At 64.8% G+C, this 23,034-nt stretch carries 22 protein-coding genes and 1 tRNA gene; 18 read left to right on the forward strand and 5 right to left on the reverse strand.

Annotated elements, in window-relative coordinates; all coding sequences use genetic code 11:
* The 9 genes from AUL31_RS12865 to AUL31_RS12905 form a co-directional block, all read left to right on the forward strand.
* Nucleotides 1-1,131 (forward strand): SPOR domain-containing protein (locus AUL31_RS12865; RefSeq protein ID WP_192842526.1); only part of this gene is annotated, 1,131 nt, incomplete at its 5' end.
* Nucleotides 1,113-2,159, forward strand: coding sequence for a beta-N-acetylhexosaminidase (gene nagZ, locus AUL31_RS12870; RefSeq protein ID WP_143190235.1), 1,047 nt, complete (start codon nucleotides 1,113-1,115; stop codon nucleotides 2,157-2,159). The genes AUL31_RS12865 and nagZ, both read left to right, overlap by 19 nt.
* A 174-nt stretch (nucleotides 2,160-2,333) precedes the next feature.
* Nucleotides 2,334-2,567: a twin-arginine translocase TatA/TatE family subunit gene (locus AUL31_RS12875; RefSeq protein WP_060607153.1), complete on the forward strand. Its 234-nt coding sequence runs from the start codon at nucleotides 2,334-2,336 to the stop codon at nucleotides 2,565-2,567.
* A 66-nt stretch (nucleotides 2,568-2,633) separates the two neighbouring features.
* Complete coding sequence (tatB, locus tag AUL31_RS12880; RefSeq protein WP_073469296.1) at nucleotides 2,634-3,191, forward strand: Sec-independent protein translocase protein TatB; 558 nt, start codon at nucleotides 2,634-2,636, stop codon at nucleotides 3,189-3,191.
* The gene (gene tatC / locus AUL31_RS12885; protein WP_060607158.1) at nucleotides 3,188-3,997 is read left to right on the forward strand and encodes a twin-arginine translocase subunit TatC; all 810 of its coding nucleotides are present in this window, start codon (nucleotides 3,188-3,190) and stop codon (nucleotides 3,995-3,997) included. Before tatB ends, tatC begins: the two co-directional genes overlap by 4 nt.
* 54 nt (nucleotides 3,998-4,051) lie before the next feature.
* Nucleotides 4,052-5,338, forward strand: coding sequence for a serine--tRNA ligase (gene serS / locus AUL31_RS12890; protein WP_060607161.1), 1,287 nt, complete (start codon nucleotides 4,052-4,054; stop codon nucleotides 5,336-5,338).
* 5 nt (nucleotides 5,339-5,343) lie between these two features.
* Nucleotides 5,344-6,099, forward strand: coding sequence for a 5'/3'-nucleotidase SurE (gene surE, locus AUL31_RS12895; protein ID WP_060607164.1), 756 nt, complete (start codon nucleotides 5,344-5,346; stop codon nucleotides 6,097-6,099).
* Nucleotides 6,092-6,763, forward strand: a complete 672-nt coding sequence (locus AUL31_RS12900) for a protein-L-isoaspartate(D-aspartate) O-methyltransferase (protein ID WP_060607169.1) — start codon at nucleotides 6,092-6,094, stop codon at nucleotides 6,761-6,763. Before surE ends, AUL31_RS12900 begins: the two co-directional genes overlap by 8 nt.
* A 129-nt stretch (nucleotides 6,764-6,892) precedes the next feature.
* Entirely contained in the window at nucleotides 6,893-8,023 is a 1,131-nt protein-coding gene (locus AUL31_RS12905) for a peptidoglycan DD-metalloendopeptidase family protein (protein WP_060607172.1), read from the forward strand.
* A 70-nt stretch (nucleotides 8,024-8,093) separates the two neighbouring features.
* On the opposite strand, the gene AUL31_RS12910 is transcribed toward AUL31_RS12905, so the two are convergent.
* Nucleotides 8,094-8,960, reverse strand: a complete 867-nt coding sequence (locus AUL31_RS12910; RefSeq protein ID WP_060607175.1) for an ATP-binding protein — start codon at nucleotides 8,958-8,960, stop codon at nucleotides 8,094-8,096.
* A 150-nt stretch (nucleotides 8,961-9,110) separates the two neighbouring features.
* On the opposite strand from AUL31_RS12910, the gene yajC reads away from it, so the two are divergent.
* The 5 genes from yajC to AUL31_RS12935 all read left to right on the forward strand — a co-directional run bounded on the left by yajC (nucleotide 9,111) and on the right by AUL31_RS12935 (nucleotide 14,904).
* Nucleotides 9,111-9,452 (forward strand): preprotein translocase subunit YajC, encoded by a 342-nt coding sequence (gene yajC, locus AUL31_RS12915; RefSeq protein WP_060607179.1) that lies wholly within the window; start codon nucleotides 9,111-9,113, stop codon nucleotides 9,450-9,452.
* A gap of 123 nt (nucleotides 9,453-9,575) precedes the next feature.
* Nucleotides 9,576-12,134 carry a protein translocase subunit SecD gene (gene secD / locus AUL31_RS12920; protein ID WP_060607182.1) on the forward strand — a complete coding sequence of 853 codons (2,559 nt, stop codon included), beginning with the start codon at nucleotides 9,576-9,578 and terminating at the stop codon, nucleotides 12,132-12,134.
* Nucleotides 12,135-12,136: 2 nt separating this feature from the next.
* Nucleotides 12,137-12,526 (forward strand): Mth938-like domain-containing protein, encoded by a 390-nt coding sequence (locus tag AUL31_RS12925; protein WP_060607185.1) that lies wholly within the window; start codon nucleotides 12,137-12,139, stop codon nucleotides 12,524-12,526.
* Nucleotides 12,527-12,528: 2 nt separating this feature from the next.
* Nucleotides 12,529-13,365 carry a phytoene/squalene synthase family protein gene (locus AUL31_RS12930; RefSeq protein WP_060607188.1) on the forward strand — a complete coding sequence of 279 codons (837 nt, stop codon included), beginning with the start codon at nucleotides 12,529-12,531 and terminating at the stop codon, nucleotides 13,363-13,365.
* 24 nt (nucleotides 13,366-13,389) lie between these two features.
* Nucleotides 13,390-14,904, forward strand: coding sequence for a DUF4153 domain-containing protein (locus AUL31_RS12935; RefSeq protein ID WP_060607192.1), 1,515 nt, complete (start codon nucleotides 13,390-13,392; stop codon nucleotides 14,902-14,904).
* 9 nt (nucleotides 14,905-14,913) lie between these two features.
* Here AUL31_RS12935 and trmFO read toward each other — a convergent pair whose 3' ends face one another.
* Together trmFO and AUL31_RS20015 are read right to left on the reverse strand one after the other, a co-directional pair.
* Nucleotides 14,914-16,320 (reverse strand): methylenetetrahydrofolate--tRNA-(uracil(54)-C(5))-methyltransferase (FADH(2)-oxidizing) TrmFO, encoded by a 1,407-nt coding sequence (trmFO, locus tag AUL31_RS12940; RefSeq protein WP_060607196.1) that lies wholly within the window; start codon nucleotides 16,318-16,320, stop codon nucleotides 14,914-14,916.
* Between the two features lie 162 nt (nucleotides 16,321-16,482).
* Entirely contained in the window at nucleotides 16,483-16,626 is a 144-nt protein-coding gene (locus tag AUL31_RS20015) for a DUF1127 domain-containing protein (RefSeq protein WP_073469294.1), read from the reverse strand.
* 249 nt (nucleotides 16,627-16,875) lie between these two features.
* On the opposite strand from AUL31_RS20015, the gene AUL31_RS12945 reads away from it, so the two are divergent.
* Nucleotides 16,876-16,959 (forward strand) — tRNA-Leu (locus AUL31_RS12945).
* A gap of 80 nt (nucleotides 16,960-17,039) precedes the next feature.
* Entirely contained in the window at nucleotides 17,040-18,398 is a 1,359-nt protein-coding gene (tig, locus tag AUL31_RS12950) for a trigger factor (protein WP_060607200.1), read from the forward strand.
* 109 nt (nucleotides 18,399-18,507) lie between these two features.
* Here tig and AUL31_RS12955 read toward each other — a convergent pair whose 3' ends face one another.
* Together AUL31_RS12955 and AUL31_RS12960 are read right to left on the reverse strand one after the other, a co-directional pair.
* Complete coding sequence (locus tag AUL31_RS12955) at nucleotides 18,508-20,028, reverse strand: tripartite tricarboxylate transporter permease (protein WP_060607203.1); 1,521 nt, start codon at nucleotides 20,026-20,028, stop codon at nucleotides 18,508-18,510.
* Entirely contained in the window at nucleotides 20,028-20,492 is a 465-nt protein-coding gene (locus AUL31_RS12960) for a tripartite tricarboxylate transporter TctB family protein (protein WP_280137912.1), read from the reverse strand. Before AUL31_RS12960 ends, AUL31_RS12955 begins: the two co-directional genes overlap by 1 nt.
* A gap of 227 nt (nucleotides 20,493-20,719) precedes the next feature.
* Between AUL31_RS12960 and AUL31_RS12965 the strand changes: the two genes are divergently transcribed.
* Nucleotides 20,720-21,358: an ATP-dependent Clp protease proteolytic subunit gene (locus AUL31_RS12965; RefSeq protein WP_060607206.1), complete on the forward strand. Its 639-nt coding sequence runs from the start codon at nucleotides 20,720-20,722 to the stop codon at nucleotides 21,356-21,358.
* Between the two features lie 196 nt (nucleotides 21,359-21,554).
* Nucleotides 21,555-22,823, forward strand: a complete 1,269-nt coding sequence (gene clpX, locus AUL31_RS12970; protein WP_039191114.1) for an ATP-dependent Clp protease ATP-binding subunit ClpX — start codon at nucleotides 21,555-21,557, stop codon at nucleotides 22,821-22,823.
* The last annotated feature ends 211 nt before the right edge of the window (nucleotides 22,824-23,034 follow it).

Here is a 23,034-nt window from a genome sequence, read left to right on the forward strand (position 1 = left end):
GCCCGTCGCCGCAACCGCCGGCCCGGCCCTGCCGCAGTGGGCGGCGTCAAGCGCGGCGCTACCTTCGTTTCCGGTGTGGCCGGCGTCGCGCTGATCAGCATCGCCGCCGCCGTCGCCTGGAACAGCCTGTTCGGCGGCGGAGCCGGCAGCGGCGAGCCGCTGGTGGTCGCAGCCGATACCCAGCCCTACAAGACACGGCCGGAAGATCCGGGCGGACGCGAAATTCCGAATCAGAACAAGGCCGTCTACCAGCGTGCCACCGGGCAGGGCGCGTCGGCTCCGACGCAGGAGGCGCTGATCACCTCCGAGGAAGAGCCTGTCGATATCTCCGCCGAAGATGCGTTCGAATTGCCGGGTGTGGCCATCGGCCAGAGCCAGATACCGCTGAACGACGAGGATCTCGATGCCCGGATGGCAGCGCTTGCCGGCGACGGCGACGGCGACGGTGCCACCGCATCGGCCGAGGGGCGGACAGGCGTGCTGGAGCCGCGCCGCGTGCGTACGGTCGAGGTGCGCCCGGACGGAACCATCGTCGGGGCAGCGGCGCCGATGGCGGCGGCAGCAGCAGCCGAAAGCGTCCCGTCTGCCGGCCAGGCACCGGCCGACGAAGACCCGATGGCCGCGCTGATCGCCTCTGCCACGGCCGAGCGTGATGCGCTTGCCTCCGGCCAGGTCTCTTTGCCGACTTCCATGCCGGCGGCCCAGCCGCTTCCCGTGGAGCCGCCAGCCGCCGCCGAGGCCCTGCCGCCGGAAGTCAGCGTCGTGCCGACGCCGGCGCCCGCGCGCCGTCCGGCAGCGACCCCGGGCCCATCGGCCTCCGCTGCTTCGACGGTGACGGCGCTGGCGCCGGAGCCCCGGCCAGCCCAGATGCCGGCGGCGCCGACCGGATCGGGCTTCTATGTCCAGCTCTCGGCCCAGCCGAGCGAGGCGCAGGCGCGCCAGGCCCTGCGAGACGCTTCGCTGCGCTACGCCAACATCCTGTCCGGGTCGCGGCTCAGCATTCAGAGTGCGGCAGTGGAGAATCGCGGAACCTTCTACCGCGTCCGGGCCGAAGCGCCGAGTTACGCGGAAGCGGAGCAGGTCTGCAGCCGGTTGCAGCGCGCCGGGGCCGAATGCTTCGTGACACGCTGACGCGGATGCACAGGAAAGCCTGGATATCCGGCTGCTCCGGAACCGCGCTGACGCCGGACGAGCGCGTATTCTTTGCCGATGAGCGCCCGTGGGGTTTCATCCTGTTCGGCCGCAACGTCGAAAGCGTCGGGCAACTGACGGCTCTTTGCGCCAGCCTGCAGGAGTTCGGCGACGGGCAGGAACTGCCGATCTTCATCGACCAGGAAGGCGGACGGGTGCGGCGGCTGAAGCCGCCCTTGGCCCATCCGCTGCCGGCCGGGCAGGCTCTCGGGCGTGTCTATGACAAAGACAGGCAGGCCGGGATTGCCGCCGCGCGGGCGCATGGCCGTCTTCTGGCCGCGGACCTGCGGCGCTACGGCATCAATGCAGACTGTATCCCGTGCCTGGACGTCGCCTTCGACGGCGCGCACAGCGTTATCGGCGACAGGGCGCTGTCCGCCGATCCGGATGCCGTCGCGGCGCTTGGCCGCGCAATGGCAGAGGGCGCGCTGTCGCTGGGCGTGCTTCCCGTCATGAAGCATCTGCCGGGCCATGGCCGTGTCCAGGTGGACAGTCATTACGACCTTCCGCATGTGCATGCCGACCGAGCGGTGCTGGAGGCCGTGGACATGCGGCCGTTCAAGGCCCTGTCCGACCTGCCGGCCGCCATGACGGCCCATATCCTTTATGAGGCGATCGACCGGGCAAGGCCTGCAACGCTGTCGCCCACGGTCATCGCGGATACGATCCGCGGCACCATAGGGTTCGACGGACTGTTGATGACAGATGATATCTCGATGAAGGCGCTCCGCGCGCCGATCGCAGAATCGGCAGGGCAGGCGATAGAGGCCGGCTGTGATATCGTTCTGCATTGCAATGGCGACATGGCCGAGATGCGCGCCGTGGCGGGCGCTGTGCCCGTGCTGGCGGGGCAGGCGGCACGCCGTGCCGCGCATGCCATGGCGCTGATCGGCCAGCCGTCAGCCACGCCTGTCGACGTCGCCGAAGTTTGGTCGGAATATCAAGGGCTTGTCGAGGCAGTTGCCTGACGCTGCGTCGTTTATTGGCCATGATCGCACCGTAAACGGGAATTTCATCGCGCCGTCAGGGATTATGTCCGCGTTGGCCACCATCTCGCGTTGATCTGCGATGGATAATGGTGTTTGAAGTTGTCAGGCCATGCCGGGCGGCGGGGCATTCGAAATCGCATCCAGGAGAGCAGAATGGGCAGTCTCAGCATCTGGCATTGGTTGATCGTCCTTGCGGTCGTCTTGCTTCTGTTCGGCCGTGGCAAGATCCCCGAGTTGATGGGCGACGTGGCCAAGGGCATCAAGAGCTTCAAGAAGGGCATGGCCGACGAGGACACGCCCGAAGCGGTGCAGGAGCGCCGTAACCTGGAGCACCAGGAGGGCGAGATCCTCCACCGCGATACCACGGCTGAAAAGACGCGTATCTAATTCCGCGCTTTCGGCGGGCTTCGGCCCGCCGACCGGTCACGCATACTCCGCTACGTTAGGCGCCCCATGTTTGAAGTCGGTTGGCTGGAACTGCTGGTCATAGCAGTCGTCCTTATTGTCGTGGTGGGCCCGAAGGATCTGCCGGGCATGCTCCGAACCTTCGGCCGCGTCACCACACAGTTGCGGCGGATGGCGGGCGATTTCCGCAAGCAGTTCGACGATGCTTTGCGTGAGGCCGAGATGGACGATGTGCGCAAGGCTGCGAGCGACCTGAAGAAGCTCGATCCCCGCAACGACATCCGCAAGGCCATGAACCCGATGAAGTCGGTCGGCGACGAGATTCGCTCGTCCCTCAAGGCGGCGACGCAGGCCCCGCAGCCCAAGGTTCCGTCGGCCGACGCCGGCGCGCGGCCCATGGACGATGCCGATCCGGCCGCAGCGGTTACGCCTGCCGAGCCGGCGGCGGCATCGCCGATTGCGGAGCCTGCGCCGGTGGCCACCGCCACTGATGCAACGCCGCCGACAGCAGCCGCAACCGATGCGGCGCCGCTCACAACAGCCGCCACCGATGCGGCGCCTGGTGGTTCGGGCGAGCAAAGACGCAATGCCGGAGAGGTCGCATGAAGAGCGGGCAGGAAGAGATCGAGGCCTCCTCGGCACCGCTGATCGAGCATCTGATCGAGCTGCGGCGGCGCCTGATCTGGAGCCTCGTCGGGTTTTTCATTGCGTTCCTGTTCTGCTTCGCCTTCGCCAAGCAGATATTCAACCTGCTCGTCATCCCGTACCAGATCGGCACGGCATGGGCCGGCCTGGACGCGAGCAAGGTCGAACTCATCTACACCGCGCCGCAGGAATTCTTCTTCACTCAGGTCAAGATCGCGGCCTTCGGCGGCCTCTTCCTGGCGTTTCCGCTTATCGCCATGCAGCTCTACAAATTCGTGGCGCCGGGCCTCTACCGTGACGAGCGAGAGGCCTTCCTGCCGTTCCTGGTCGCGACGCCCATCCTGTTCCTGATCGGTGCCGCGCTGGTTTATTTCTTCTTCACGCCGATGGTCATGTGGTTCTTCCTGTCCATGCAGCAGGCCGGCGGCGGCGGGCAGGCCACCATCGCGCTGTTGCCGCGCGTGTCGGAATACCTGTCGCTCATCATGACGCTCATCTTCGCCTTCGGGCTCGTGTTCCAGTTGCCGGTCGTGTCGTCGCTGCTGGTGCGCTCGGGCATCGTCTCGGCCGCTGGCCTTGCGTCGAAGCGCAAATGGGCCATCGTCATCGCCTTCATCGTCGCGGCGGTCATCACGCCGCCCGATCCGCTGTCCCAGATCGGCCTTGCGATACCGACCATCATTCTCTACGAGATTTCCATCATTACGGCCCGGATGATCGAGAAGAAGCGTGCCGAACGCCTTGCCGAAAGGGAGGCGCAGAGCTGATGTGACGGCCATCGGCTCCACCTTCTCGATTAATCGGGCGATCGGTGGGGCGATATGCTGGACATCAAGTGGATACGGGACAATCCCGAGGCTCTCGACGCGGCTTTGAAGAACAGGGGCGCGGCGCCGCTGTCCGCCGAGATCCTCCGTCTCGACGAGGCGCGGCGCGATCATCTGCGCCGCCTGCAGGACCTGCAGGGGCGCCGCAACGACGTCTCCAAGGAAATCGGCAAGGCCAAAGGCGCGGGCGACGCTGCGCGGGCCGATGCGCTGATGCGCGAAGTGGCCGATATCAAGGGCGCGGTTCAGGAGGGCGAGGAGACGGAGCGCCGCCTCGACGCCAACCTGCAGGACGTGCTGTCGCAGGTTCCCAACATTCCGCTGGAAGACGTGCCGGTAGGCACGGATGAATCCGACAATGTCGAAGTGCGCCGCGTGGGCGACAAGCCGGTGTTCGACTTCACCCCGCTGGAGCATTACGACCTCGGCGAGGCGCTCGGCCTGATGGATTTCGAGGCGGCGGCCCGTATGTCGGGGGCCCGCTTTACCGTGTTGCGGGGCAAGCTGGCTCGGCTCGAACGTGCACTCGGCCAGTTCATGCTGGACAACTCCACCGGCAATTTCGGCTACCAGGAAGTGTCGCCGCCGTTGCTGGTGCGGGACGAAGCCCTGTTCGGCACCGGGCAGCTGCCGAAATTCTCGGAAGATCTGTTCAATACGACCGACGGCCGCTGGCTGATCCCCACGGCAGAGGTATCGCTGACCAACCTCGTACGGGAGCAGATCCTGGACGAGGCCGCGCTGCCGCTGCGCGTGACGGCCCTGACGCCGTCCTTCCGCTCCGAGGCGGGCTCTGCCGGGCGCGACACCAAGGGCATGCTCCGGCAGCACCAGTTCTACAAGGCCGAACTCGTCTCGGTGACGACGCCGGAAAACTCCGGCGCCGAACTGGAGCGCATGACCGAGTGCGCCGAGCGGGTGCTGCAGATGCTTGGCCTGCATTACCGCGTCGTCACGCTGTGCACAGGCGACATGGGCTTTTCGTCCCGCAAGACCTACGACATCGAGGTATGGCTGCCCGGGCAGGACACGTTCCGCGAAATCTCGTCCTGCTCCGTCTGCGGCGATTTCCAGGCACGCCGCATGCAGGCGCGCTACCGCCCATCCGGCGAAAAGCAGCCGCCGCGCTACGTACACACCCTGAACGGCTCCGGAACCGCCGTCGGGCGCGCGCTCATCGCCGTCATGGAAAATTATCAGACGGCAGATGGCGGCATCATTATTCCTGAAGCATTGCGCCCCTATATGGGCGGCCTGGAACGGATCGAGAAAGACGCCTGAGGCTCATGAGAATACTGCTGACCAACGATGACGGCATCCACGCCGAGGGACTGGCCGTCCTGGAGCGGATTGCCGCAGAGCTCTCCGACGAGGTGTGGATCGTCGCCCCGGAAACGGACCAGAGCGGGCTGTCGCATTCGTTGACGCTGTCTTCCCCGCTGCGTTTGCGGCGCATCTCCGAACGGCGGTTTGCCTTGTCCGGCACGCCCACCGACTGCGTCATCATGGCGGCCAAGCATCTGATGCCGGCGCCGCCGGACCTTGTCCTGTCCGGCGTCAATGCGGGCCAGAACCTGTGCGACGACGTGACGTATTCGGGCACGGTCGCGGGTGCAATCGAAGGCACCATGCTGGGCTTGCGTTCGGTCGCACTCAGCCAGGCCTTCACGCCCGGCTCCGACAGGGAAACCCTGTGGGAGACGGCCGAGCGCCATGCCCCGGACGTGATCCGCAAGCTGTTGTCCGTACCGTTCCGTCCGGGAACGCTGGTCAACGTCAACTTCCCGCCGGTGCAGCCCGAGGCGGTGGCCGGCGTGTCCGTCACGCGCCAGGGCAAGCTGGATTACAGCCTGGGCCTTGAAGAGCGGCGCGACGGGCGCGGCTTCCCGTATTATTGGCTGAAGTTCGGGCGCGAGGCGGGGGCCGACATGGAGCACTCCGACATCGGCGCCATTCGCGATGGCCGCATCTCGGTGACGCCGCTGCAACTGGACCTCACCGACCACGCGATGCGGCGCGAGATGGAGAACCTCTTTGTCTGAGACGCGCGGCGCGCGCCCCGGCACGGAGGCCGACCGCGAGCAGCTTGCGGCTTTTCTCCTGTCCATGCGGTCGCGCCTTGGGGCCGACGGGCGGATGCTGTCGGCGTTGGAAACCGTGCCACGGCGCGCCTTTTTGCCGGGCGTGCGGGGCGACCTCTATGCCGCACAGTCCTTTCCGCTGCCCTGCGGAGAGACGATGCCCAGCGCCGAACTGACGGTGCGCTGCCTGATGGCGCTGAAAGTACAGCCGGACAGCCGTATTCTGGAGATCGGCACCGGCAGCGGCTATTGCAGCGCGCTTCTGGCGCGGCTGGGCGCACGCGTCACCACGATCGAGCGATATCGCACCCTCTATCTGGACGCGAGCGAGCGGGCGAAGGCACTGGGCTTCGAAAATATCACCTTCATTCATGATGACGGCGCACGCGGCCATGCCGAAGGCGGCCCCTACGATCGCATCATCGTGCACGCCGCCGTGCCGGGCGTGCCGAAGCCGTTGGTGGAGCAACTCGCCTCGCACGGGGTCCTGCTGTGCGCCGTCGGGCCGGGCAGCGGCATGCAACGGCTGGTACGCCATGAAAAGGCGGGCAGCAGGCTGGAGGACGCGGTCGTCGGGACCGTGTGGTGGCAGCCGTTGAAGGCGGGCAGGGCAGCGGCCCTCTGAGGCGCGTTTTTTACGCTCCTCTCCCGAAGTTGAACAAATTTCCTCGTAATCAATTGTCGGGCTTAACCACGCGGTAAGATTAACGCGCTCTTATGTGTCCACTGTGATGGCGTTGGCACGGGGACGGAAATGACATTCGGCGAATTGAAAGTGACACGTGGCAAGCTCATGCGCATTGCCGGTCTGCTGGCCGTCACAACAGCCGTCGCCGGTTGCAGCAGTGACGCGACACGCCTGCAGGACAGCTTCTACACGGGAGCCATTCCGCAGAGTGCGCCACAGCAGCCGGCTTATGCCCAGGCGCCGCAGCAGCCCGCATACGGTGCCTATCCGGCCCAGCAGGGCGGCGGCGCCACCTATACGCCGCAGCCATCTGCCGGATCGCCCGTCAGCCGCTCCGAACTGCCGCCTCCGTCGGCCGCGCCGGCTGCCGCGCAAAGCGCAGCCCCGGTCCAGACCGCATCCCGTGCGCCTTCGGGTGGCGGGATCACGGTGGAATCCGGTGACTCGCTCGGCGGCATCGCACGGCGGGCCGGCGTCAGCGTGGCCGATTTGCGCGCGGCAAACGGCCTGAGCTCCGACAATATCCGCATCGGCCAGGTGCTGCAGCTTCCCGCCGGCGCCAACACCGGTGCCGCCAATACCCGCGTCGCTTCGCTGGGCACGCCGCCTACCACACTGCAGGAGCAGGCGGCGCACGTGACGCCCAGCGCGGCACCCGCAACGACGCCCGTGCAAACGGCTCCGGTGCAGGCCAGCGCAACGCCGGCGCAGACGCCGCCAGCCAGCCAGCCGCAGCAGAGCCAGCCGGCCGCCGTGGCAAGCACCACGGTGGAGGAACAGACAGAGCAGCAGACGGCGGCTCTGGCGCCCGAATCCACCGGCATCTCGCAGTTCCGCTGGCCGGTGCAGGGCCGGGTCGTGAAGAGCTTCGGCGACAAGGTCGGCAGCCGCCGCAATGACGGCCTCAACATTTCCGTGCCGCGCGGCACGCCCGTCAAGGCCGCCGAGAACGGCGTCGTCATCTATGCCGGCGAGGGCCTCAAGGAATTCGGCAAGACGGTTCTTGTCAAACACGACAACGGCCTGGTCACCGTCTACGGCCATGCCGATGAAATCCTGGTCGAGCGGGGCGCAAATGTGCGTCGCGGGCAGGATATCGCAAAGGCGGGTATGACCGGCGATACGGACGCGCCCATGCTGCACTTCGAAGTGCGCAAGGACTCGTCCCCGGTCAACCCGATGACCTACCTCCAGTAGCGTACTGCGTCAGTTGGAGTGTCGGCCCGGCTCGTCGTCCCGAGCCGGGCCTTTTTGCGTCCGCAGATCGTCAATCGATTACGTGCCCGCGCTCTGCCGCGTAATCCTGCACGAACTGCCAGGCCACGCGCCCGGACCGGCTGCCCCGCGTCGTATACCATTCCAGCGCGGCGCGCCTTGCATCCTGCGCGTCGTGCGAAACCGCATAGGCAGCCAGATAGCCGTCCACCATGGCCAGATACTCGTCCTGCGAGCAGGCATGGAAGCCGATCCACAGGCCGAAGCGATCGGACAGGGAGACCTTCTCTTCGACGGCCTCGCCGGGCGAGATCGCCGTGGACTGCTCGTTCTCCATCATCGAGCGCGGCAGAAGATGCCGGCGATTCGACGTGGAATAGAAGACGACGTTGCGGGGCCTGCCCTCGACGCCGCCATCCAGCACCGCCTTCAGCGATTTGTAGCTGGTGTCGTCATGATCGAACGACAGGTCGTCGCAGAACAGGACGATCCGGTAAGGGCTTTCGCGCAGGAAACCCATCAACGCCGGCAGGTGATCGATGTCCTCGCGGTGGATCTCGATCAGCTTCAGGGCGGCTTGCGGCACCAGGGCGTTCACCTCGGCATGCGCCGCCTTGACCAGAGACGATTTGCCCATGCCGCGCGCGCCCCACAGAAGCGCATTGTTGGCGGGCAGGCCTTCGGCAAAGCGCTTCGTATTGGTTAGCAGGATGTCGCGGGCGCGGTCGATACCGGTCAGAAGCGATATCGGCACGCGGCTTACCTGCCGCACCGGGCGCAGCGTCATCGGCGGCTCGAACACGAAACAGTCCGCAGTGGAAAGATCGGGGGCGCGGTCCGGGGCAGGTGCGATCCTCTCCAGCGCGGCCGCGATGCGCGACAGCGTCGATTCGAGATCCTGTTGCCGATGGATATCCATGATTGCGCTCTCCCTGCTGGCACCCGGTTGCGGCGCTCATCACGCCGACGCGATGGGTCTATGACGCAGCCTTATTGCATTCGGACCGACCGTTCGTATATTGCGGCCACTTCGTAAAGACCCTCGAACACTGATCAACCAGGAGCTACCATGTTCGTATCCCCGGCTTACGCCCAGACCGCAGGTGCCGCCGGCGGAACGGAAAGCCTGCTCATCACCATCCTGCCCTTCGTGGCCGTCTTCGCCATCATGTACTTCCTCATCATTCGGCCGCAGCGCCGCCAGATGAAGAAGCGTGACGAGATGCTGCGCAATGTTCGCCGTGGCGATACGGTGGTGACGGGCGGCGGCATCATCGGCAAGGTGACCAAGGTTCTCGACAATGGCGAGCTCGAGGTGCAGATTTCCGAGCAGGTCAAGATCCGCGTGCTTCAGTCGACCATCGGCGACGTCCGCGTGAAGGGCGAGCCGGCGGCGGCCAACACGAAATAGCCTTTGTTCCGCCTCACAAGCGGCTGAACAGCCCGGGTTTTCGACCCCGGGCGCTTGCGTTCAGCAAATCATTGATACGGTGTGCGCCGCGCAGGCGGCTTAAAGCCCTTTCCCGGAACGGCCATGCTCTACTTCTCGCGCTGGAAATCCATTCTCATCTGGTTGGTCGTTGCGATGGGCGTTCTTTTCGCCCTTCCCAACATCCTGACCCAGCGCCAGTTGGAGGCCATGCCGGGCTGGCTGCCCGACAGGCCGATGACCCTTGGTCTCGACCTTCAGGGCGGCTCCTACATCCTCCTGGAAATCGACCGTGCATCGCTGGTAACGGCGCGCCTCAACTCCGTGCGCGACGACGCGCAGTTGCAACTGCGCAATGGCAATGTCGGCTTTACCGACCTGCGCGAAGTGAATGGCGGCGTCGAGTTCCGCCTGCGCGATCCGGCGCAGGCTGCCGCGGCACGCACCGCGCTGCGCCCCCTGACCGACCCGGTCTCGTCCGGCATGATGGCCGGCGGCACGATCACCGAGGTCGATCTTGCCGAGCCGCAATCCGGCACATTCCGCCTGACCCTGACCGAGCAGGGAATCAACCATCGTCTGTCGACCGCCGTTTCGCAGTCGATCGAGGTCGTGCGCCGCCGCGTCGACGAACTCGGTACGACGGAGCCCGTCATCCAGCGCCAGGGCGTTGATCGAATCATGGTGCAGGTGCCGGGCCTGCAGGATCCGGCGCGCCTGAAGGCATTGTTGAACCAGACCGCGCAGCTGACCTTCCGCCTGGTCGATCTGCAGCATTCCGCCGAGGCCGTTGCCGCCGGGCAGCAGCCGGCGCCCGCCGGATCGGAGCTGCTCTACACCACAGACAATCCGGCGATGCCCATTCTGGTGCAGCGCCAGGTGATGGTGTCGGGTGAAAACCTGACGGATGCGCAGGCCGGCTTCGACCAGCAGACCAACGCGGCCGTCGTCAACATCCGCTTCGATTCGCGCGGGGCGCAGCGCTTCGGCGCGGTGACCCAGCAGAATGTCGGGCGCCCCTTCGCCATCGTTCTCGACGACAAGGTGCTGTCGGCGCCCAATATCCGCGAGCCGATCCTGGGCGGGCAGGCACAGATCTCCGGCAATTTCACCGTGCAGACGGCCAACGATCTTTCCGTGCTGCTGCGCGCCGGCGCGCTTCCGGCCAATCTGAACATCCTGGAAGAGCGCACCGTCGGCCCCGGCCTCGGCGCGGATTCCGTCGCCGCCGGCCAGATGGCCGGCATTATCGGCGGCATCTTCGTGATCGTGTTCATGTTTGCGGCCTATGGCTTTCTCGGCCTCATCGCCAACATCGCGCTGATCATCAACATCATCCTGCTGGTGGCCCTCCTGTCATTCCTGGGGGCAACGCTGACACTGCCGGGCATCGCGGGCATCGTGCTCACCATGGGCATGGCCGTGGATTCCAACGTGCTCATCTACGAGCGAATACTGGAAGAGCGAAAACAGGGCCGCTCGGTGATCCAGTCGATCGACGCCGGCTTCCACAAGGCGTTCGGCACGATCATGGACGCCAACATAACGTCGCTCATCGCGGCGGCGGTGTTGTTCTTCCTCGGCTCCGGTCCGGTGCGGGGCTTCGCCGTTACCCTGGCGCTGGGCATCCTCACCACCATCTTCACCGCCATCACGCTGACGCGCTGGCTGGTCGCCTATTGGGTCAAGCATCGTCGCCCCAAGGAAGTGCATCGCGGCTTCTTCACCTTCGTCCCGGAGAAGACGAATGTGCGCTTCATGGCGGTGCGTCGCATTGGCTTCGCCATAACGCTCATCCTGTCGATCGCCTCGGTGGGTGGCTTGGCCACGATGGGTCTCAATTACGGCATCGACTTTACCGGCGGCACGGTCATCGAGGCGCAGTCCAAGGGACCTGAGGCCGATGTCGGCGCCATCCGCGCGGCGCTTGTGCCCATCATCGAAGGCGAGGCGCAGGTGCAGGAGTTCGGCTCCGCGCGCGATGTGCTGATCCGCTTCGGGGCGCAGAGCGCCGACCAGGAAACGCCACAGACCAGCATCAACGCCGTGCGCGCTGCCTTGTCGGCGGATTACGACTTCCAGCGGGTGGAAGTCGTCGGTCCATCCGTCTCCAACGAGCTGGCCATCGCAGCCGTGCTGGGCATTCTCGGCGCCATGTTTGGCATCATGGTCTATGTCTGGGTGCGGTTCGAATGGCAGTTCGCCATCGGCGCCATCGTGTCGACGGCGCACGACGTGATCATGACCATCGGCTTCTTCGTGTTGATGCGGGCCGAGTTCAACCTCACCAGTATCGCCGCGGTGCTGACCATCGTCGGCTACTCGCTCAACGACACCATCGTCGTCTTCGACCGCATGCGCGAGAATTTGCGCAAGTACAAAAAGATGCCGCTGGATACGCTGATCGACCTGTCGCTGAATGAAACGTTGAACCGTACGATCATGACGGGCGCCACCATGATCCTCGCGCTCGTCGCGCTGTACTTCTTCGGCGGCGACGTGATCCGCAACTTCGTTGCGCCGATGATCGTCGGCGTTATCGTGGGCGTGTACTCGTCGGTCTTCATCGCCGGCCCGATGCTGATCTACTTCAAGCTTCGGCCGGAAAAGGCCGCCATGGACAAGGCCGAGTCCGCCTCCGCCGGCGCGGCAAAGGAAGCCTGAGCTTGGCGCAGGAAACCGCCGAAACCCGGGATGCGCATCTGCCGCGGCAGGTGCCCATCGACGCTTACGGCAATGGCGGCTTCCGCTTCGGAGGCATGTCGCATCGCGGTTCTCTCCTGTGCCTGCCGTCCGGCCTTTACGGTTGGACTGGGACGGCGCAGGCGCCTTTTTCGGGCGAGCGGCTTTTGAAGGCGCTGGAAGAATCGGAAATCCGCTTCATGCTTTTCGGTACCGGGGCCGACATAAGGCGCGTCCCGGCCGCCTTGGCGGCCCGCTTCAACGCCGCCGGCATGTCCTGCGACGCCATGTCGACCGGGGCGGCGGTGCGCACCTACAACATCATGCTTCTCGAGGGGCGACCGGTCGGTGCGGCCCTCGTCGCGGTGGACTGACCTTGGACGAGGGCCTTGCCGCCGACTTCGCCGAATGCCGCAGGCTGGTCGACGAAAGCGACGCAGACCGCGCGGTATCGCTGGCCTATGCGCCCGATGACCGCCGGAATGCGCTGGCGGCTCTCTATGCCTTCGATATCGAGACGGGGCGCATCCGCGCCCAGGTGAGCCAACCCCTGCCGGGAGAGATCCGCCTGCAATGGTGGCGGGACCGATTGGCAAATCCGCAGGATGAAGGGCAGGGCGCGCCGGTTGCGCATGCGCTGCTGGACACGATCCAGCGATACGACCTGCCGCGCGATGCCTTTGAACGTTACCTCGAAGCACGCATCTTCGACCTCTACGACGACCCCATGCCCGCGCAGGCCGAGTTCGAGGCCTATGCCGGTGAAACGGCATCCACGATCATCATGCTTGCGGCCATGATACTGGGCGGCAGGCCCGACACGGTCGTTGCGGATGCCGCCGGCCATGCCGGGGTTGCAACGCTTGCCGCCGGACTTCTGCGCCGCGAGCCCCAGTTGCGACGGCTGGGGCAGAACTACGTTCCCGGCGATCTTCTATCCGCCGCCGGCGCGGACCATGCCGGATGGGCGTCCGGGCCGGATGGGTTGCAGGCCGCGCGGCTGGCGCTGGCGGCCTATGCACAGGACCATCTCAAGGCCGTAACAGGCCGCCTTTCGCAAATACCGCCTGCGATCAGGCCCGCCTTTCTGCCGGCCCTTGCCAATGGGGCAGCCCTGCGCATGGTGGAACGCAGAGGCGGTCTGCCCTATGTCGAGTCCCGGTTTGCGGCGATGCAGCGCTTGTGGAGCTATTGGCGGGCCATGCGCGCCTGAACAGGCATTCTGGAAGGGGCAGACATGGTGTCCATGCGGCACGGCGGCCGGGCCGCATTCCTGACGGCGCTGCCATCGCGCATCCTCAGCGCTGCCGGCGGGGCCGTGTCGCGGTTTCCATTCACGGTCTTATGCCTGCTTGCAGCCGCCATACTGGCCAATGCCTGGATTGCCGGCTATGGCGCGCTGTCCGGCAGCCAGCAGCGCCATATTCTTGCGGCCCTGTCCGTTGCGGTGCTCTGGTCGGTGGGCGTGGCGTCGGCCCTGTCCGCCGCGGGGCGTTCCCGCACGGTTACGCAAGCCGCCGCGGCCACGGCGGGCGTGGTGGCCGGCTGCATCGCCTGGTTTCATGAGCCGTTCGAGGATGCGTCCTGGGTTCTCCAACTGGCATCGCTGCTTTTCTTGTTCGCCGTGCCGTTTATCCGCAGGTCTGAGCCGGTCGGCCTGTGGACCTTCGTGCTGCGCAGCTTTGCTGCTTTCGGCCTTGCCTTCGTTGCCGTGCTGGCCTTCGTATCCGGCATGGTGCTGCTGGTGGAGCTGTTCCGGCTCCTGTTCGGCATCGGGCCGGGCTGGGAAACCTATGCCCATGTCTATGCGACGGCGCTGTTGCTGGTTGGCCCCATGGCGACGCTGGGTCTTTTTCCGGATGCGGGGAAAAACCTTCCGTCCGCCCGCCTGGAGGGGCTGGTCCGTGGTTTCCTGACCTTTGTGGCGGTCCCCCTTCTGATCGCTGCGCTTGTGGTGCTGCATCTTTACGCCATCAGGGTGGTCGTGACCGCAGACCTGGCTGCGCGCGACATGGTGTGGATCGTGCCGGTTCTTCTGCTGGATCTTGCCTTCGTGCGCTTCCTGTCGCAGCCGTTCGGCGGGACGCAGGCGCCGATGCCGGTGCGCGCCGTTCGGCGGTTCTGGCCCTTGGCATTGCCCGTGCCCCTCGTGCTGTTCACGATGGCGATCACGTCCGAGTCGGCGCGCAGTTGGACGCTGGAGCTGTATTATTCGGCGCTGTTCTGCCTGGTTTGCGCCATCCTCGGCGTCATGCAAATCGTGCCGGCTTTGCGCGGCGATCCACGCTGGTTCTTAGGGCTGCCGGCAGTTGCGCTGGCAGCCTCGCTTTTCGGTCCCTGGGGCGCGGCGGCGGTTACCTCACAGATGCCGGCCCGGCAACCGGCGGCCCCGGTCGCCTCGTTCAGCGACTATAACGCGCCGGCCGCGCCGGCCTTGCCGACACAGGGGTTCGATCTTGCGCTGGCCGATGTGGCCCTTGGCCAGGACGCAGGCAACGCCAGCCTGGACTTTGCCGCTCGCTTCGATGGGGGCGATCTCGTGCTGGAACCTTCCGGCGGGGCGCCGGTGCGGTTTGCGATGGCGCCCATCATCGAGGCGATCGCGGCACAACCCTCTGTGCCCGCGCGCGGCATGTTGACTGCCGCGTCGGGCGAAACCCTGCTCTACGATGTAAAGTTTCTGCGCGTGGTGGACGGCCGGCCGCAAGTCGGCCGGATGACCATTCTGCTCCGCGCCGCCGACTGGGAGTAGCGGCCGGGCTTAGCTCGCCTCGGCCAGGGCATGCGCGGCGTTCCACGCGCCGAAGTCGGACAAAGCGCGCGCTGCCATCGCCTTCTTCTTGGCGACGGTCTTTTCCTTGCCTCGAAGGCGCTTGCCCTCGATCTTCGGCGCCTCCATCGGCGGAAACAACCCGAAATTGACGTTCATCGGCTGGAACGAGCGTTTGCCGGGCTCTTCGTCGGTGCTGATATGCCCGCCGGTAATATGGTTCAGCAGCGCGCCCATGGCGGTCGTCACCGGCGGCGGGGTTGGCGCGCGGCCAAGAGCCTCCGCAATGGCGAAGCGCCCGGCCATCAGGCCGACGCTTGTCGATTCGACATAGCCTTCGCATCCGGTTATCTGGCCCGCGAAGCGCAGATCGGGCCGCGCCTTGAGGCGCAGCGTGCCATCCAGCACGACAGGCGAGTTCAGATAGGTATTGCGATGCAGGCCGCCCAACCGTGCGAACTCCGCTGCCTCGAGGCCGGGGATCATGCGGAAGATGCGGGCCTGCTCGGCGTATTTCAGCTTGGTCTGGAATCCGACCATATTGTAGAGCGTGCCGAGCGCATTATCCTGCCGTAGCTGCACCACGGCATAGGCCTTGATGTCCGGTTGATGCGCGTTCGTCAGCCCCATCGGCTTCATCGGGCCGTGGCGCAGCGTCTCCGGCCCGCGTTCGGCCATGACCTCGATGGGCAGGCAGCCGTCGAAATAGGGTGTCCCCTCCCACTCGCGGAACTCGGTCTTGTCGCCCTCTATCAGGGCGGCGACGAATGCCTCGTAGGTCGGCTTGTCGAGCGGGCAGTTGATGTAATCCTTGCCGGTGCCGCCGGGCCCGACCTTGTCATAGCGGCTTTGAAACCAGGCCTTGTCCAGGTCGATCGATTCGAAATGGACGATGGGCGCGATGGCATCGAAGAAGGCGAGCGAATCCGCCCCGGTTTCCCGTGCGATCGCCTCTGCCAGGCCCGGGGCGGTCAGGGGCCCGGTGGCCACGATGGCGCTGCCCCATTCGGCGGGCGGCAGGCCGGTGATTTCTTCGCGGCGAATCTCCACCAGCGGATGGGCTTCCAGCGCCTGCGTCACCGCGCGGGCGAATCCGTCGCGGTCGACGGCGAGGGCGCTGCCGGCGGGAACCTGGTTGGCATCCGCGGCGCGCATGATCAGGCTGCCGGCCAGGCGCAGCTCTGCATGCAGCACGCCGACGGCATTGCCCTCGGCGTCGTCGGAGCGGAACGAGTTGGAGCAGACGAGCTCTGCGAGGTCGTCCGTCTTGTGCGCATCGGTGCCGCGCACGCCGCGCATTTCGTGGAGGATGACGGGAATTCCTGCCTCGGCGATCTGCCAGGCGGCTTCCGAACCGGCGAGGCCGCCGCCGACGATGTGGATGGGTCTGTGTGCCATGGCGAATGCTCTACAGCATTACCCCCGAAAACGACAACACCCGCCGGGGGAGGACCGGCGGGTGTCGTTTGGAAACCTGCGATTTGGGAGGAGGAGTTCGCAGGTTCTATTCGCAGCGGCTATTGGGAGGAGAAGCCGCGGCGAAAACTGGTAATTTCAAGTTCAGCGGGTCGCTGCCTTCGCGATGGAAGGAATATCCGCGCGGGAGATGCCAAGATCGGCAAGTTCACGCTGCGAGAGACGGTTCAGTTCCGTGCAGGTTTCGCGGTAACGGCGCCAGCTGGCGTAGGAGCGAACGATGTTCATGTGACCCAACAGCCTTTGACTGTATTAGAGTTTAAATCGATTGAAGCTTTAGGTCCGTGTGGTCCGTTGCTTCGATGGTTGGAATGTAGCTGAGCGCTCCGTGCATCACCAGAGCCGGTTTCGCATAGCAGCCTTGCGGATGGTGCAACGCAACACGGCCGGCTACGGCGTCGCTGCGGCGTTTCCTGTTTGACGTCAAATCTGGCAGTGATATAGAGACGCGCGCTACGCGATGAGCCAAGGCGCTGTGCGGGTGTGGCGGAATTGGTAGACGCACTAGATTTAGGTTCTAGCGCCTATGGTGTGGGGGTTCGAGTCCCTCCACCCGCACCAGCTCCTAGAGTTTCTCGCATCGGAATTGAAATCGACTTCGGCGGTCTTCCGTCGGACAACCTGAAATCGAAGGGTTTAGAATGCAGGTAACGGAAACCAAGGCCGAGGGCCTTACGCGCGAGATCGAAGTCGTCGTGCCGGCCGCGGACCTCGAGGCACGGCTCCAGACCCGGCTGTTTGAAGCGAAGGATCAGGTGCGCCTCAAGGGCTTCCGGCCCGGCAAGGTGCCGGTGTCCCACCTGCGCAAGACCTATGGCCGTTCGCTGATGGCCGAGATCGTCAACCAGATCATCAACGAGACGCCGCGCAAGGTCATTGCCGACCGCAACGAACGGTCTGCCATGCAGCCCGAGGTCGCGATGAGCGAAGACGAGGGCGAAGCCGAGAAGGTTCTCGGCGGCGGCACCGACTTCCGCTTCACCCTGCGCTACGAGACGCTGCCGACCTTCGACGTCAAGGATACGTCGGACATCGCCATCGAACGGCCGGTGGTCGAGGTGGCGGACGAGGAAGTCGAAGAGCAGGTCAAGCGCATCGCCGAGAACGCCCGCACCTATGCCGACAAGGACGGTGCGGCCGAAAACGGCGACCGCGTCACCATGGACTTCGTCGGCAAGATCGACGGCGAGGCCTTCCAGGGCGGCTCGGCGGAAGATTCCAACCTTGTCATCGGCTCGGGCCAGTTCATCCCCGGTTTCGAAGACCAGCTCATCGGCGCCAAGGCCGGTGACGAGCGCGAGGTGAAGGTGTCCTTCCCCGAAGATTACGGCGCGGCGCATCTGGCCGGCAAGGAAGCCGTCTTCGACGTCAAGGTGAAGGCCATCGCCGCCCCCGGCGAGCTGGAGCTGAACGACGAGCTCGCCAAGCAGATGGGCCTTGAGTCCATCGAGAAGCTGCGCGAGATCGTGCGTGGCCAGATCGAAAGCCAGTTCGGCGCCATGACGCGCCAGAAGGTCAAGCGCCAGCTTCTGGACGCCCTCGATAAGGATTACGATTTCCCGCTGCCGGAAAAGCTCGTGGAAGCCGAATTCAACAACATCTGGTCGCAGGTCAGCCGCGAGCTCGAGCAGAGCGGCAAGACCTTCGAGGATGAGGACACGACCGAGGAGAAGGCCCGCGAGGATTATCGCAAGCTGGCCGAGCGTCGCGTTCGTCTGGGTCTCGTCCTGTCCGAGATCGGCGAGAAGGCCGGCGTGACCATTTCTGACGAAGAGCTGCAGCGCGCTTTGTTCGAGCAGGTCCGCCAGTATCCTGGCCAGGAGCAGCAGGTCTACGACTACTTCCGCAAGACGCCGGAAGCGATCCAGAGCCTGCGTGCGCCGATCTACGAAGAGAAGGTCGTCGACCACCTGCTCGGCTCGGTCAAGGTGACGGACAAGACCGTCAGCCGCGAAGAGCTGATGAAGGAAGACGAAGAAGAGACGAGCGCCGCCGCCTGACGGCGTCGCGCAAGCCTCTGTCTGCAACGAAAAGGGCCGCTTCGGAAACGAAGCGGCCCTTTTTCATGTCTGCGGGGTGGCCCGTGTGTCGGGCCTTATCCCTTTTCTCTTATGCCTCGGCTGCCTGCAGCCTGCGCTCTCGGCGGTAGACCGCATAGGCCGCCCAGGCGCTCCAGATGAGGATGAGTCCGGTGACGGCCAGGACCGTGCCGCTGATCGGCCGCTCAATGAAGGTCATCAAATTTCCGCGCGAGATCAGCATGGCGCGTCGGAAATGCTCTTCCATCAGCGGGCCGAGCACGAAGCCCAGCAGCAGCGGGGCTGTCGGCAGATCCAGAAGGCGCATGACGTACCCGAGGCCGCCGAAGAAGACCACCAGCCACACATCGAACGGATTGTTGTTCACCGTGTAGACGCCGATACAGATGAACATCAGCACGGCCGGGTACAGCAGGTGATAGGGGATCAGCAGCAGCCGTACCCACAAGCCGATCAACGGCACGTTCAGCACCACCAGCAAGAGATTGCCGATCCAGAAGCTCATGATCAGGCCCCAGAACAGGCTGGCCTGTTCGGTCATCAACTGCGGGCCCGGCGCTATGCCGTGGATGATCAGCGCCCCCAGCATCAACGCCATGGTGGGGCTGCCCGGGATGCCCAAGGCGAGCGTCGGGATGAAAGACGTCTGGTCGGCGGAATTGTTCGCCGATTCGGGAGCCATGATGCCCTCGATGGCGCCCTTGCCGAAACGCGACCTGTCCTTGGCCACCCGCTTCTCCACGGCATAGGCCATGAAGGCAGCAACCGAGGGGCCCGTGCCGGGCAGCGTCCCGAAGAAGGAGCCGATGCCGGTGCCGCGTGCCATGGGGCCGATGGAGCGGCGCCAGTCGTCTTTCGTGGGTTTCATCGCCCTCAGCGTCACGCTGGAGCGATCGATGGCGTTGGCCGACACGTTGCGGATGCCGACGATAATCTCCGATACGCCGAACAGGCCCATGGCCAGCGCCACCAGGCTGATGCCGTCGGCAAGTTCGAGCCAGCCGAAGGTGAAGCGCTGGCCGCCGGAATAGATGTCCATGCCAACGCAGCCGAAGGCGATGCCAAGCACCACCATGGCCAGGCCCTTCATTGCGGAGCCGTCGGAAATGGTCGAGGCGGCGACGAGCCCCAGCACCATCAGCGCGAAGTAATCGGCCGACCCGAAGGACAAGGCATAGGCCGCGATGGTGGGTGCAAACAGCATCATCAGGATGATGCCGATGGTTCCGCCGACGAAGGAGGCCACCGTCGTCATCAGCAGCGCGACGCCGCCGCGCCCCTGCTTCGTCATCGGATAGCCGTCGAGGCAGGTGACTGCATTTGCCGGCGTGCCGGGAATATTCAGCAGGATAGACGCCGTGTTGCCGCCATAGCTGGTGCCGTACCAGATGCCGGCAAGCATAATCAGCGCCGCTGTCGCGTCGAGATGGAAGGTGATGGGAAACAGCATCGAGATGGCGGCCAGCGCGCCGAGGCCGGGGATGACCCCGACGACGGTACCGAGGAAGACGCCGACGAAGCAGTAGAAAAGATTGTTGAGGCTGAGGGCCGTGGACAGGCCCAGGGCGACGTTACCGTAGAGCTGATCCATCAGTGCGGCCACCGAGCCATGTTCAGCGGCAGGCCCAGCCCTGCCTTGAAGATCAGCCAGGCGAGCGTCGCCATGACAACGATGCTGGCCAGGATGGACACCGGCCTGAAGGTGCGCTCGGCAAGCGTGGCGACGACGACGAGCGCGGCGATGGCCGGGATAAGGCCATAGGGCCGGATCACCATCGCAAAGGCCGCGATGCTGCTTAGCACGGCGAGCGTGGAGCGGATCTCGATCTCTTCGAATGTGCCTTGCCGGAAGAAGGCCGGTATCATGATGGCGATGCCGAACAGCGCCAGAATGATGCCGATGGCGACGGGGAACATGCCCGGACCCATCCGGCGCACGCTGCCAAGGTCGAGCGTGCCTTGCGCATACAGCGCCATCCACACGCCGGCTGCCATCAGCAGCCCCCCTGCGATAATGTCTCGATAGTCTCGCGACAGCAATATCGCCTCCCTCATTGCCGGTTCGAATGCGCCTTGCTGCCGAATTGCCGCCAGCCAGTCCAACCCGGGGGCGATCACGACTATTCACAAGGACGTCATGCCAGGGCCCGGCGCAGGGGGCGGGGCGTCTTGCACAAGGTGCAGCTTCGGCCCTATCTACAGGAGGAGACGCTCCCCGTCGTGATTCTGGCTTCCCGGTCATGATCGCCGGGCGGCGACAACGTAGACGGAAGCCAAATTTCATGAAGCATCCAATCGAAACCGCGCTGAACCTGGTACCGATGGTGGTCGAGCAGACCAATCGCGGCGAACGGGCCTATGACATTTTCTCCCGTCTCCTGAAGGAGCGCATCATCTTCGTGACCGGCCCCATCGAGGATTCGATGGCGACGCTGATCTGCGCGCAGCTCCTCTTCCTCGAGGCGGAAAACCCCAAGAAGGAAATCGCCCTCTACATCAACTCGCCGGGCGGCGTGGTGACGAGCGGCATGGCCATCTACGACACGATGCAGTTCATCAAGCCTGCCGTATCGACGCTGTGCGTCGGGCAGGCGGCCTCGATGGGTTCGCTGCTTCTGTGTGCCGGCCACAAGGACATGCGCTTCGCGACGCCGAACGCGCGCATCATGGTGCACCAGCCCTCGGGCGGCTTCTCGGGCCAGGCGTCGGACATCGAGCGCCACGCCCAGGACATCATCAAGCTGAAGCGTCGCCTCAACGAGGTTTACGTCGAGCATACCGGCCAGGATTACGAGACCATTGACCGGACGCTCGACCGTGACCATTTCATGACGGCGGAGGAAGCCCAGGCCTTCGGTCTCATCGACAAGGTCTACTCATCGCGCGATGCGCTCGAGACCGCACTTTCCAGCGGGCAGTGACGGCGGAACGCGAAGCAAGGGTCGGTCAAGCTGACCCGGCTAGTTTGGGTTCGAGCAAAACTGTCACATTCGCCCATTGGAATACGGATTGGGCCCGAAGGTCATATTGTGGGCATCTGGAGAAGCGAATAGCTTTCCTCTGCAGCCCACCGGCGGAACCGCCGCAAAGGCGGTTCCCGAGCGGAAGGAACGGAACATGAGCAAGATCAGCGGCGGCGACTCCAAGAACACGCTCTATTGCTCTTTCTGCGGAAAGAGCCAGCATGAAGTCCGCAAGCTCATTGCGGGGCCGACGGTCTTCATCTGCGACGAATGCGTCGAGCTGTGCATGGACATCATCCGGGAAGAGAACAAATCTTCCATGGTGAAGTCGCGCGAGGGCGTGCCCACGCCTCAGGAGATCATCGCGGTTCTGGACGATTACGTCATCGGCCAGTCCTTCGCGAAGAAGGTCCTGTCTGTGGCGGTGCACAACCACTACAAGCGGCTGGCCCATGCGGCAAAGAACAACGACGTCGAATTGGCGAAGTCGAACATCCTGCTGATCGGCCCCACCGGCTGCGGCAAGACGTTGCTTGCCCAGACGCTGGCGCGCATCCTGGATGTGCCCTTCACCATGGCCGACGCCACCACGCTGACGGAAGCCGGCTATGTGGGCGAGGATGTCGAGAACATCATCCTCAAGCTGCTCCAGTCTGCCGACTACAATGTCGAGCGGGCACAGCGCGGCATCGTCTATATCGACGAGATCGACAAGATCAGCCGCAAGTCCGACAACCCGTCCATCACGCGCGACGTGTCGGGCGAGGGCGTGCAGCAGGCCCTTCTGAAGATCATGGAAGGAACGGTCGCCTCCGTACCGCCGCAGGGCGGCCGGAAGCATCCGCAGCAGGAATTCCTCCAGGTCGATACCGCGAACATCCTGTTCATCTGCGGCGGCGCCTTCGCCGGGTTGGATCGCATCATTTCGGACAGGGGCCGAAAGACGTCGATCGGGTTCAGCGCCAACGTCCTGTCGCCGGAAGACCGGCGCACGGGCGAGCTGTTCCGTCAGGTCGAGCCGGAAGATCTGCTGAAGTTCGGTCTCATCCCCGAATTCGTCGGCCGTCTGCCCGTTCTGGCAACGCTGGAGGATCTCGACGAGGTCGCTCTCGTGCAGATCCTGGTGCAGCCCAAGAACGCGCTGGTGAAGCAGTATCAGCGGCTGTTCGAGATGGAGAATGTCGAGCTGTCCTTCCACGAGGACGCGCTCAAGGCGATCGCCCGCAAGGCCATCGAGCGCAAGACCGGCGCACGCGGCCTGCGCTCCATCATGGAAGCCATGCTGCTGGACACGATGTTCGACCTGCCGACGCTGGAAGGCGTGCGGGAAGTCGTCATCTCGGAAGATGTCATCGACGGCAATGCCCGGCCCTTGTACATCTACGCGGACCGTAAGGACGAGAAGGAGAACGTCAGCGCCTGACGCAGACGTTTGCGGCGATCCACCGCCCTGTACGGGCAGAGGCGCCCCCTTGATCCGGCAGGCCCGCGTCGCGTCCAGCGGCGCGGGCCTGTTGCGTTTCATGCCCCCGATGCAAGGCGATTTTGCAAGGCAGCATGATGCTTGAATGTCGGTGGGTTTGAGACCACATTGAGATTGGTAATGGGCGGTGCGCCAGGTGCTTCGACGAAGG

This window comes from Aureimonas altamirensis (assembly GCF_001463885.1).
Lineage (GTDB): Bacteria > Pseudomonadota > Alphaproteobacteria > Rhizobiales > Rhizobiaceae > Aureimonas > Aureimonas altamirensis.